A 12598-nucleotide genomic window follows, 5' to 3' on the forward strand; every position below is an offset into this window, starting at 1 on the left:
GTCGTGCTTTCAAATAAAAATACCATCCAGACAATAGTATCTGGATGGTTCGTCATTTCTTAACTTAATGACATTGACTTGATTCCTGTTTTTTTTTATTGTATAATGTTTAAGATGTTTTTTTGTGGATATGGATCGAATGACCATAATCTATGTATGAAGGCATCAATTTGATTAGTTACATCGTATTCTGTAAAGAAACGAAAGTAGGAGGAAATATGAGCAAATCAAAACTATCAGTACGCCAGATGTGCGTGTTGGCTTTATTTTTAGCCATCGAAATCATCATGTATCTAACACCAATTGGATACTTACGTATTAACGCATTAAGTGTTACATTGATGCACGTGCCTGTAATTATCTTGGCTAGCACAATGGGACCTGCTGCAGGAGCTTTCTTAGGATTCGTATTTGGATGTACTTCAGTAATTGGAGCTACAATGACACCTGGAATCACAAGCTTTGTCTTCTCTCCATTCGTAACAGTTGGTGGAATTTCTGGTAACTTCTTTAGTTTAATTATAGCTTTGGTACCACGTATTTTATTAGGTGTAATTGCTGGTTATGTATTTAAATTCGCTAGAAAATATGCGAAAAATACTCCAGTAGCTGCAGGTATCGCAGCAGCCGTAGCAACAGTATGCCACACAATCATGGTATTAGGATTGATTGTTATCTTATTCGGTCCTCAATATTCTGAAGCTTTAGGTATTAGCCAAGCCGCACTAAATGGTGTTATGGCTGGTGTCATTGGAACAAACATGCTTCCTGAAGTCATCGTGGCTGTTGTTTCAAATATGGCTTTAGCGACTGCATTAAGTTCAAGATACGTTGGAATTACTCAACAAGCATAGTCAATGAATAGTGTAACTTTGGTTGCACTATTTTTTTTATTTGGATTATAATAATTTGGGTGATAAAAATGAATTTAAATTGGAAATTAAATAAAACAGAACATATTGTACAAGATGAATGGATCGACTTTCGTAAAGAGTCTTTTATTCTTCCGAATGGAAAGGAATTCTCCCCTTTCTATAATTATTCAAGAAGAAACTTCGTTGTGATTATCGCAAGAACCAAGGATGATAAATATATAACAGTTCGTCAATATAGACACGGGTTGAAAAAAGTAACCACCGAATTTTGTGCCGGTGGCATTGAAGGTGATGAAAAAGATAGTGCATTACTAGCTGCCAAGCGTGAACTTGAAGAAGAAACAGGCTATGTATCTAATGATTGGAAACATATTTATACCATTCCTAGCAATCCGACTATAGCGGATAATTATGCATTTTTATATTATGCCGACAATTGTGAAAAGGCATGTGATCAACATCTAGATTCCACTGAATTTATAGAAGTCAAAGAATATACAGAAGATGAAATCAATGATTTAATTAAAAACAATGAATTTGTCCAACCAATTCACCTAATGGGTTGGCTTATGGTTAAAAAAGGCGTATTATAGGGATGTAAAGGAGACTTATAAACATGGAAAAATTAACTAAAAAGGACATCATTTCTAACATTGCCGAAGATTCTCATTTAACTAAAAAAGACATCACTGAAGTTGTTGATTCAGCTTTAACACAAATCTTTGAAGGTTTAAGTGAAGGAAAAACAGTAGATCTTGCAGGATTTGGAAAATTTGAAATCACAGAAAGAAAAGCTAGAGAAGGATTCAATCCTCTAACAAAAGAAAAGATTCAAATTGAAGCTAGTAAATCTGTTAAGTTCAAAGTTGCCAAAGCATTAAAAGAAGCCGTAAATAAATAATATCTAAACAAAAAGCATCCCCCAAGGATGCTTTTTTTATTATAGTTGCATATGTCTTAAGTCACCATGAATTCTAGATCTATTTTTAGGCAACAGAAATCGATTATGATTATATATAAAATATTTTCCTGTCTTACTATAATCCAATAATTCTACATGTTCTGCACAGCTGCCTCTTCGTAGTAAAATAACATCTCCAACTGGAAGTTCATTCACATAATCTAGTGTAAAGCCAGATCTGTGCGCAATATCTAAAGCTGAATCATAGGAATTGGTTCCCATATAAATCGTTGTGTCAAAACAGTCTTGAATATTGATCGCATTGTCTTTATAGACAGAAACCAATTGATTTTTGGATTGAATACATCCAGTAATACCAATACCACGACTTCTTGCGGTTGCGATAATACTCGCAAAATCATTAATCGCATAGTTTGCCATATCATCTAAATGAAACTGAACGGGTATTGGTAGTCTTAAATCTTTTTGTTTATTTGCTTCAGAAAATAAGAATTGAAATAATTGTGATAAAAACACACTCGCAATTCGATGTAATGAAGTATCCGCATCATTGAGTTGAATAAAGATGACTGATTTTTCATAAGTAAACCGATTGAAATCAATCGTTAGTGCATCAGGACCATCGCAAATCGTACATAGTACATCTGCATTTTGTAAAGCTGATGTATTTGATCGCAATGTTTTTAAAATGCATGCCAAAGTCTTTGAAGGACAGATTGCTTCTCTTCTAAAGAGTTCACTAGAATAAACATTTAAGCCTTCGTAAATTAATTCATCTAATTTATTTTTAAGATCCTCATAATCAATTTCCCCATCACAATCATATCGCAATGTATATATAATATCGAAAGCTTCTTTTAAAGAACCATTTCCTTCTTCACTATTCTTTTCATACGTATATGTTAATGCTGCATGCAAAAGGGATATTGCCGATTCATCCCAAAAAGGATCTACACTAACGTAATTTTGACCATATATAGTTCTTGCCAAACTCATTAGATCTGTTTGTGAATATCTCTTTCGAATATATGCTAATGGATTATAATACATCGAACGATGAAGATCCATTAGATTTAAATAATAAATTTTATAGCCACTTTCTTCTAATAAAGGAATCAAGCTTGCCATAGAACCCTTCACATCAACAATCACATGATTTCGATCCAATTGATGAAGGATATTATAGAATTCAGATCGAGTCTTTCCTGTACCAGGCGCTCCAATATATAAATAATTGTTATTTAATCCTGTTTTTTTATCTTCTAAAGAGAATTTGCAATCCTCACTGAAAATATATTCTCCATTCACTTTTTTACTCATAATTTGACATCTCACTTTCTTTATCCATGATTCCATCAATTAAGCCATAATTTAAGGCTTCTTGAGCACTCATCCAACAATCTGATAAACAGTTCATATTCTCCAGAATATCCGAAACAACATAAGTAGCCATGTCAATCCTCCGCTTCGTTTCTAAAATTCTTTCCTAACACGTGCATTTTTTAAAACTGGATTGTGTTTCCCATCCTCGTGTTATAATTTGATATTTTTGTACATTATTGTCTTATTCTTTCACTTCTACTCCTACAAGAATTTCTTCTAAAGTACGCGGTGTATAGTTCATATAAGAAAACATACATCCAACATTACATGCCCGTATTTTTCCGTCACATGCATGCCTACAATCATTTTCTTGCATCTGTCTCAAACAACTTTGATAAAACTTGTCTTCTTCGCTTTCATGTGTATGCCCATAGAGCAGAATTTTTCCACGTCCCATATTGTTCCATGAAAAAATCGGATAATGAGATAATATCAATCCATACTTTTCTTTCCCAACTGAATCTTGAATTTCTTTATAATCGCAGATTTCAGTAAATAACTGCTGATATCTATAATCAGATAGATCATCATGATTACCTTTAACTAAGACCTTTCTTCCTTTTAAGCATGCCACAAAGGCAATCAAATCTTCATTTTTCCCACGCAAACTAATATCACCTAAAATATATACAATATCGCCATTCGTCACACGATCATTCCAGTTTTTCATGATTACCTCATGCATTTCCTGTATAGAATCAAAGGGACGATGATCATATTTGATTGCATTTTCATGAAACAAATGCAGGTCACTAATATAATATTTCATCTAATTTAATCCTCTTTCATTTATTTTTTTCCTGTATTAAAAATTAAGTTTTAAAACAATTTCTCTAGCTAAAATTGTTTCAGCAACTCTATATCCATTATTAAATAGTATGCTGTATTCTTTTCAAATACCATAATAAAACTATCATAAAAGATATTAGATGTTATTTTGAATTCACCATGATTTTATATCTATCTCAGCTTTCTCAATAGGCAAAAATGCCAACACATTATCTAATCCTATAAAGCCACCTCGGCTTTGTCTGAAGCAGCCAGGTATTTTTCCATCATCAGTACTCCTTAATCCTGTATCCCAACAACCAGCACTTAGATGGCCATTCTTTTCAATAATCAAGCAGACCTCAAAATCATCTGGAAGCGTATCTTTTATATAACTAAAGCCTTTCAATGTTAATTCTCCCGTTTCATGTGATTCAGCGAACACTCTATTTATACGCATAATTATTTCCCCTTTCTTCGTCCATAATTCCATCAATTAACCCATAATTTAAAGCTTCTTGAGCACTCATCCAACAATCTCGATCAAACATTTGGCAAGCCTGTTCATATGTGAAATTATTTGCCTTTTCAACAATCATTTTATTTATCTTTTCTTTCATAATCACCATTCTTTTTGCGACAATATCAATATCCGATGTTTGTCCACCAATATGATTAATCAATGGTTGATGATAGAGTAATACGCAATTTTTTGTGACATATCTTTTGTTGCTTAATGTTGAAAGCAAGAAAGCAGCCATACTTGCACATAAACCAATTCCAATCGTACAAATTGGATTTGAAATAAGCCTTGTATAATCATAGATAGCCATGCCATCTGTAACACTACCGCCTGGTGAATTGATATAGATCGTAATCTCTCTTTTACTATCCACTGCATTTAAATATCTTAAATTTAAAATCACTTCACTAGCTAGATCTGCATCAATTGTACGATCAATCAAAATGGAAAAGTCATCCATCACAAAGGATGAATAAACTGTTTTAGTATTTGTGCCTCTTGGCGTTGTTTCTGTAATCGTTAAGTTTCTCATATTTTATGTTCCTTTCTTTACACTTATATTTAACTAAATTTTCAACTAAGAATACATATACGATTCGCCATCAATAAAGCTTCCTTTTTTTAAGGAAGCTTAACTCATATTTAACGCTCTTCTCTATCGACTTTTCGTCTTGAACGAACTTCATTTTCTAAAGCAAGAAGAACATCTTTTACCTCTTTATATTTATCATATGGATCATTTGGCCATGTATTTTCATAATGACGTACTAAATAAGTTTTACTATATTTTCTATTATATATAATATTGTTTTTAGTATTGTCTTCATCATCAGATTCATAAATTACAATTTGATCTGGTTCAGGCATGATATTTTCTAAAGCCAAGTTCATTTCATTTTCTTTAACAATTTGATCATATTGATAAAATAAAACATCCCAAATTCTAATTGTTTCTTTAATTAATTTAAGCACATCTTTAGAAGATGCTTTTGAATAAGACAATTTTGCGTTTGCCATTTCTAATTTTCCATCTTTGATCAATTTATATACATTTAAACCCTCATGTTTGTGATCTTTTGTATCATATTTGGCACATTTTTTTAAAGAAGTATGTGCACGAAAATCAAATACTGAATCATTCATAGCCAAAATAATAGGCGTATTTTTTTCACCAGGCTTAGTCATCAAGCGAACTTGATTGTATCTATTTAAATATTTATTATATTCCAAATGTCTATATACATAATTCAATGAAATCGATGCAAGTTTCAATGCATCAACTTCATCATATAAGCTATCAACCATTTGGTTAACATAATCCGATTCTAAAAAAGCCTTTGTGAAGGCTGTAGACACCTTATTGTGTACCATTCTTAATGTAATATCTTTATTTGCTACTGTTGCTGACATGTTTAGTTCCTAACCTCTCCATTAAACTTATTTAAATCAAACAAAGTAGCGCGCATACTTTATCAAGAAACGTATCGTTTCAAGACATCTATATAATAAAAAAATCGCTCATATATAGCGATAGAATAAGCATTATCTTGTTAATTTTATTATAATTACTTCATTTTTAACATTTTATTGTGTTTTTTATGCATTCAATGTATAGTATTTATAGAAAGAAAAAGGTGAAGTTATGTATTATGTAGTTGATCAATCCAACCCAAAAGAACCAATGGAATATATTCGTGTAACAAGAAAAGACATATATGAATTAAAAGAAATACAAATTTATAATTTCGTTGGAAAACCAATAAATGACGATGAAATTTCTTTATGCCAATATGTCTTAGAAGATATTGAAGTTCCTTCTTATTATGATACAAAACCTGCAAGAGTTGGTACCATGTACACTCATCTATTAAATATGTATAAAATGAGTCTTGATAATCAATACAATATAAACTTTTACAATGATATTGATTTTATATTGTTTTTTGAAAACATTCAAAAGAATACTAGTTTTTATAACGATAATTATTCTAATAGTCTAATAAAGGGTTATGTCGAAGGATCATTTGCACATCCTTCAGAAGAAAAAGACATGATTATTATTGGGAAATTCATTATGAATCCACCGATTAAAGAGAGTTTCTCTCAATCTAAAATATTAAATAATTACCACACCATTTATTCTTTTTATCATGATTTTACTGATTTCGAAACATCTTTTACATTTATTTTTAAAAAATTTATGATACAAGCTTTAAAAACTTTGATTAATGTTTTTAGTTCTACAAACTATAATTCTTTTTTTGAAACTAGCGGAAGTGTAAATGCAATGTATCGATTTTATAGAACAATAAGAAGTCGCCAAGAGTATCCATATTCTGTTATAACAAACTATATAGATGAAATTAAAAATTTAATTTCTAAAGATATTTCGATTTCAGGCCTGATATATGATTATTTTTTAGAATATTTATTGCAATTTTTAAATAATCTTCTTTCAAAGTATCAATCGTCATTATATATTGACGATGACTTTACAACTATAAATCTTGATGAATCAATTAGATTAATGGTTGAAATTTACTTTATATTAGATTTTTATCAATCAATGTTTATTCAAGTATCAAATTATAACGATTTTTTTGAAGATTTTACTAATTTCACATTTGAAAAATATGAGAATTTAGTTTCTTATAGATTTGATTTTCAAAGGGATGTTGATATGTATCATAGATGGGATAATTTTGAAGAGTTATGCGAATTATTACATAATGTTTCTTTAAATAATGAAACATCAGAATTTGAACACCAACAAGGCAAACTTAGAAGCCTTCCAAGGAGTATGAGTAGAATATATAGTCAAAATATTCCATTAGAATATTTGATTTTACCTCGATTCTTTTTCTTATTGATAAACAAAATTAATGCAGCATTGAAAAAAAATGAAAACGAAAACAACTTATCCATATGTAACATAAAAATGGAAGGTATCGATATTGAAGATATTATATATGAATCAGTCATTCTCTATCAAGATGGGATCATTTCCGATAAGCATTGTATTTCAGAAAACGATGACATTCCCTCTTTTATATTTCAATCCATGCAAAATCAAGTACTGAAAAATAAAAAAATTTTATATTATGACTTAAATATACATAACATTATTGATTTATTTAAACCGGCAATTGAAGCATATCTTTTATTTTCAAAGCATCCTATCGACAAATGTTCTCATTGTCACATGTTTTTTCTTAAAACTTCGCCTAATCGAAAGTTCTGTGATTCAGCACTGACTTTGAAATCTGGTATGACTTGTAAAGAAGAGCGTGAAGCAATAACGGATCATAAATCTGAATATCAAAAAACCACAAATGACTTTAAACAATATTTACAGAAAGTTACATTAAAAGGTGACGAGCCTTATACTCGAAGAGTATATAATATTCTAGAAAAAAATAAATACTTTGATCCTAAAAAGACTAAGAACTTTGAAGAAAAGCCTAAGATGTCTAAATCAGATACTAAAGATTTACTGTGGATGTTAAATAGCTTTTTTAATTATTCTTATGCCATTATGGAAAGTATGAATTTTCAGAAGATTGTAAAAGATCCAACATTTAAAGACATTCGCTATTACAATAATAGTCCTGAAATTAACTTTACTCCAGATGCGTATAAAGAATTATTTGAAGAGTATAAAAAATATACTCGAACTAATAAAGGAAATGGTGCGACTGAAATCATTAACATTTATGACTCTTTAGTTGAGTTTTCAAAAGATAAAGATAGCGTTTTAAATTTTAAAACCATTCGATCTAAGTCTATGCAAAAATTAAATGGCGTTGATATTGCGAATTTATTTGACATCACTGAAAAAGTTATCCATGTTTTCTTTCTCAAACTAGAAGAATGGTATATAGAAGCCGATTTGAATTTAGAAGATACAAAGAAATTGTATCCTGAATTTACTTATGCTTTTCCAAAAGAATATAAGACATCCGAACTCAGTAATATTCAGTATACTAACAATAATGCTGATTATAATATTGAGAAATTAGAAGAAAAAATTGATAAGACAATAAAAGATCCATATATAGATGAACATATTAAAAATAATATACTGATTAACAACAAAAGAGAACTGAAGATTAAAGTTATGTTTACCAATTTAGAAGATGCAATTATAAAGAATCACCCAGTTAAATAGGATTCCTCATAATCGAGAAATCCTATTTTTTTTGTTTATCAACCTATATTATCTTCCTTTCTCATTCCTAAATATTTTTCTCGAAGATACCAAGCCTGTTCACTTGATATAATACATTCTACTTCAAAGATATTAATATTACTGTTTAACAAGCACCAGTCGCAATCCCAGTCTAAACATTCTTTACCTTCTTTTATCAATTGATTTGTGATCTTCATTTTATCAATCGACTCCTGAAGCATACTTGGAAGTCCAACTTCTAAATATCCTTTATCTAATGGATACCCATTTTCATCTACGTCATCTTTATGCTTAGTTTTCATTGTTATCCTTTCTCATTTATTTGCGTGTTTTTCTTTGCGAGATAGTTTACGAGTTGCAACTACAGCACCAGCAGCACCTAATACTGTTGTCATACTTAAGCCTGCAATTGCCGTTTCTACACCTGTATTTACTGAACTAGATTGTTCTGCATCATTTTGTTTTTTCACAACTTCTTTCTTACTTTCTTCTAAGTGCTTTTTTAATTCAATCTTCACATTTGTTTCTTGAATGATTGCTTGATCATAGTCTGCTTTCGCATTTTGATATGCAGTATCCAAAACATCAAATTTATCTTTTACTTCTTGATAAGCCTGTTCTTTTTCATTCATGTCTAACAATGCTGCTTTATACTGTTTTAATAATGTACAAATCGATTCATAGCCATCAATCGTAGAAACTTCTGTGTCCAACTTCTTCTCTTTTAAATTGTTGTAACAAGCTACTAAACTATCCACTTTATCCTTTTCTGAATTTAACTTAGTATATTCCATTGTCAATTGATCTAAAGATTTCTCTAATATTTTAACTTTAGCTACTAAGTCTGTTTTTACTGTTTCAGCCTTGACTACAGCATTCTTTGCACTTTCTAAATTCACAGATGCATCATTCACATTTTGATTTAGTTTCAATAAACTTTGATAATCCTCTTCTTTTTTACTCATTTCAATTTTTTTACCATTTAACACTCCTTTCTTTTCATCGACGACAACCAGTTGATCTTTTAAATCCTTCTCTGCACTTTCTAATTCTGATTGTCTGTTATCAACTTCATTTAATGCCAATTGCCATGCATCCGTTTTATCTTTGACAATAGATTCTTGCTTAGAAATTTGTTTCTTGATATTGTCTACATCTAGTTTTGATTGATTTAGTTTTTTGATTTCTGCTTCTTTATCCTGAATTGATTTTTGTGCTTGTGCTACTAATTCTTTAGTTACACTTAACTCATCCATTTTATTTGAAATAGAACTATCTAAATCATGGATCTGATTTTCAATATTTTTTTGTTGTGATTTTGCCAAGTTAATCACATCTAGTGCAGTTTTTACATTTGCTTTTGCCTGTTCCAAGTTCTTTTGTTGTGCCAAATATCCATTCATAAACGTATTAAATTCTGCTTGTCCTTTACTCAAATCATCAAGAGCTTTTAAATATGTTTGTTGAGCTTCTTCTACAGTTTTATATGTAGCCATCTCCTTTTGTGCTTTCAACAGCTCTTCATTGGCCTTTGTATATTCTTCTAAAGCTTGTTCGTGTTGTTTGAATACATCTTTAAGTCCGTTCACATAAGATGTTAATGATTTTTCATATTCATCCACTGTCATAGTATAATCAGATCCAGTAAAGCCAAATGTTTGAGAGTAATCATTACAACCAGGATTCACTTTTACTGTTTGTCCTAATGCAAAACCTGTATAGTTATATCTTTCATCCAAAATATTGTAGTAATGTCCAATCTTTTCCCATAAATCAGGCCATGTACTATATACCTCCATGCTTGTCATGTTTTCTAGATTTGGATACTTACCTGAAGCAATCGCATCTTGATACAACTTATATTCCGCATCGTACCATCCTTTAAATGGATTATAGTTTTTGAATCCATATGCGATATTTTCGCCACAATTATATAAGCCTAAATGATCCCACTTTGAATTATGTTCTAATTGAGCAATATTTCCAGATGCATCAATTTGTGCAATTACCACTAAGCTTAAATCCACCTTTAATTCATTCAAACCATTTTGTTTACGAAGCGCATTACACTGCTTAATATAGTCAATCGTTGCGATCATGTTATCTAAGTTTGTTGGATCTGTATCTGCACCTAGTTTACATTCATATAAATTATCTTTATTTGTAAGATCTTCATCTTCCATCATATATAAAGGATACTCTGCATAGATCGATTTAAAATAACCATAAGATCCTTGATTCCATTGATTCAAAGCATCTTGATATGCATCATTCAAAGATTCTAGTTTCTTTTGTGCTGCTTCTACCGCTGCTTTTTTATCATTCAATTGACTTGATTCTGCATCAAACTTAGCCTTTGCCTCTTCAAATTTCACTCTAGCCAATTCCACTGCTTCCTGAAGCTTTGCGATTTCACCATCCTTTAATGTAGCCTGTTCTTCCATCGCATCCATTTTTTCTTGAGCTTTATTTTGTTCTTCTACTTTTGTATCATAATTTGATTTTTCTTCTTCAACCCTTGATTTGGCAACATCTAAATCCGATTGTGTCTTTGATAATGAAGATTGAAGTGTAGCTACTTCACTATTCATAGATTCAATCTTAGAGTTATAGTTATTTAGTTCCAATTCTAAATTTTGAATTTCAGTTTGAATAACTTGAATCTTTTCAGAATTATCTTTTCCATTCGCTTCAGACAATTGTTGTTGCAAAGAAGTTAATGTATTTTCTGCATCTACTTTCGCATCTAATGTTTCTTGTAATTTATTTTGAGCATCACTCAATGCTGTTTCACATTCTAAAACCTTAGCACTTAATTCTTCTTGTTGAGTCTTAGCATCATTCAATTCTGTTTGTGCTTGCATTACAGCACTTTTTGCTTCATCAATAGCTTGTTTAGCTTTTTCTACGTTTTCTTTAAAAGAAACATCATCCAAATTTTGTACCGCTTCATCATATATCTTTTGTGCTTTTTCTAATTCAGAAACCGCCTTGTTGTATGTATCCTCTGCTTCTTTTCTAGCCTTTTCAGCACTTGCCTTTTCCAAAGCTACTTGATTTAAATCTTCTTTCTTGTTTTTAATATCTTGTAGATTTGATTTCATCGCATCCAATAAAGCCGAATCTACACTTGATCCGATTTGATTGTATTTATAAGAAGCTTGTTCATACACTTGTTTTGTCGCATCATATTTTGGTTGCACTTTATCCAATTCAGCCTGTGCTTCTAGTAGTAATGCCTTTTTTGATTTCACTGCATCCTGTGCTTGTAAAATAGCATCTGCCAATACATCTTCTTTACTTTGTGTTTGTTTTACAGTACTCGTGAAATCTGTTGATTCAGTGATTTCTTTTGCGTACACCGTAAGTCCCATAGACTGAATTGCCATACCAGCCGCTACAAGTAACATTGCCTTTTTTCGAATTGTCATTTTATTCATCTTATCTTCCTCTACTTTCTTGATTGATCGAAACCCTTCATTTCTCGTTCTTGTCATGTATATCATCTTCCAAAATCGTGTTTTATTCATCATGCAATTCGCCATCATTCAAAAAAATTAAAAAAGATTCAATCAGAACCTGATCAAATCTTTAGCATTAATAAGAAATCCAATACCATCCAATTTCTAATACAGGAAGAATCCCTAAGAAATATAATAATACGTCTCCAGATAACCCACTATTCTCCAGTGCCATTCCAATTGGAACACATACAAATACAAATACCCCCAAAACTGTAAGTCTTCTAAACTTAAATGCGAAATATAGAAACGATGTACATCCAAGCGCAAATGCCATATCAAATTTTACACCTACTGCCATTTCAATAACAATTGAAATTCCAAAACAAATTAGCCATCGAATTACCACTTCCAAAATCATTCCCATTTTATCATCTGTCATATACAATCTCCTTTAAAGCTCTGTACGCTTCTTAC

Annotated in this window: 13 protein-coding genes; 4 read left to right on the top strand and 9 right to left on the bottom strand. The window is 30.8% G+C overall.

The window, feature by feature from the left end; genetic code table 11:
- Positions 1-218: 218 nt before the first annotated feature.
- The 3 genes from Q0E86_RS06285 to Q0E86_RS06295 all read left to right on the top strand — a co-directional run bounded on the left by Q0E86_RS06285 (position 219) and on the right by Q0E86_RS06295 (position 1776).
- A complete protein-coding gene (locus tag Q0E86_RS06285; RefSeq protein ID WP_288520497.1) occupies positions 219-854 on the top strand; it encodes an ECF transporter S component in 636 nt (211 codons plus the stop codon).
- Between the two features lie 68 nt (positions 855-922).
- Positions 923-1468, top strand: coding sequence for an NUDIX hydrolase (locus tag Q0E86_RS06290; RefSeq protein ID WP_288520501.1), 546 nt, complete (start codon positions 923-925; stop codon positions 1466-1468).
- A 23-nt stretch (positions 1469-1491) separates the two neighbouring features.
- Entirely contained in the window at positions 1492-1776 is a 285-nt protein-coding gene (locus Q0E86_RS06295) for an HU family DNA-binding protein (RefSeq protein ID WP_117571913.1), read from the top strand.
- 39 nt (positions 1777-1815) lie between these two features.
- On the opposite strand, the gene Q0E86_RS06300 is transcribed toward Q0E86_RS06295, so the two are convergent.
- From Q0E86_RS06300 to Q0E86_RS06325, 6 genes are all read right to left on the bottom strand, one after another.
- Positions 1816-3117, bottom strand: coding sequence for a type IV secretory system conjugative DNA transfer family protein (locus Q0E86_RS06300; RefSeq protein WP_295755426.1), 1302 nt, complete (start codon positions 3115-3117; stop codon positions 1816-1818).
- Positions 3110-3250: an ATP-dependent Clp protease proteolytic subunit gene (locus Q0E86_RS06305; RefSeq protein WP_288520507.1), complete on the bottom strand. Its 141-nt coding sequence runs from the start codon at positions 3248-3250 to the stop codon at positions 3110-3112. Before Q0E86_RS06305 ends, Q0E86_RS06300 begins: the two co-directional genes overlap by 8 nt.
- A 111-nt stretch (positions 3251-3361) precedes the next feature.
- Complete coding sequence (locus Q0E86_RS06310) at positions 3362-3949, bottom strand: metallophosphoesterase (RefSeq protein ID WP_295755429.1); 588 nt, start codon at positions 3947-3949, stop codon at positions 3362-3364.
- Between the two features lie 174 nt (positions 3950-4123).
- A complete protein-coding gene (locus tag Q0E86_RS06315; RefSeq protein WP_295755431.1) occupies positions 4124-4408 on the bottom strand; it encodes a hypothetical protein in 285 nt (94 codons plus the stop codon).
- The gene (locus Q0E86_RS06320) at positions 4395-5003 is read right to left on the bottom strand and encodes a ClpP family protease (RefSeq protein WP_295755434.1); all 609 of its coding nucleotides are present in this window, start codon (positions 5001-5003) and stop codon (positions 4395-4397) included. Before Q0E86_RS06320 ends, Q0E86_RS06315 begins: the two co-directional genes overlap by 14 nt.
- 110 nt (positions 5004-5113) lie before the next feature.
- Positions 5114-5881, bottom strand: a complete 768-nt coding sequence (locus Q0E86_RS06325; protein ID WP_295755437.1) for a hypothetical protein — start codon at positions 5879-5881, stop codon at positions 5114-5116.
- 232 nt (positions 5882-6113) lie between these two features.
- Between Q0E86_RS06325 and Q0E86_RS06330 the strand changes: the two genes are divergently transcribed.
- Complete coding sequence (locus tag Q0E86_RS06330; protein WP_295755440.1) at positions 6114-8639, top strand: hypothetical protein; 2526 nt, start codon at positions 6114-6116, stop codon at positions 8637-8639.
- A 38-nt stretch (positions 8640-8677) separates the two neighbouring features.
- On the opposite strand, the gene Q0E86_RS06335 is transcribed toward Q0E86_RS06330, so the two are convergent.
- The 3 genes from Q0E86_RS06335 to Q0E86_RS06345 form a co-directional block, all read right to left on the bottom strand.
- Positions 8678-8962: a hypothetical protein gene (locus tag Q0E86_RS06335; RefSeq protein ID WP_295755443.1), complete on the bottom strand. Its 285-nt coding sequence runs from the start codon at positions 8960-8962 to the stop codon at positions 8678-8680.
- A gap of 12 nt (positions 8963-8974) precedes the next feature.
- A complete protein-coding gene (locus tag Q0E86_RS06340) occupies positions 8975-12157 on the bottom strand; it encodes a CAP domain-containing protein (protein ID WP_295755445.1) in 3183 nt (1060 codons plus the stop codon).
- A 100-nt stretch (positions 12158-12257) separates the two neighbouring features.
- Entirely contained in the window at positions 12258-12563 is a 306-nt protein-coding gene (locus tag Q0E86_RS06345; RefSeq protein WP_295755447.1) for a hypothetical protein, read from the bottom strand.
- Between the last annotated feature and the right edge of the window lie 35 nt (positions 12564-12598).

Origin of the sequence: uncultured Holdemanella sp., from assembly GCF_934754935.1 — a bacterium.
Lineage (GTDB): Bacteria > Bacillota_I > Bacilli_A > Erysipelotrichales > Erysipelotrichaceae > Holdemanella.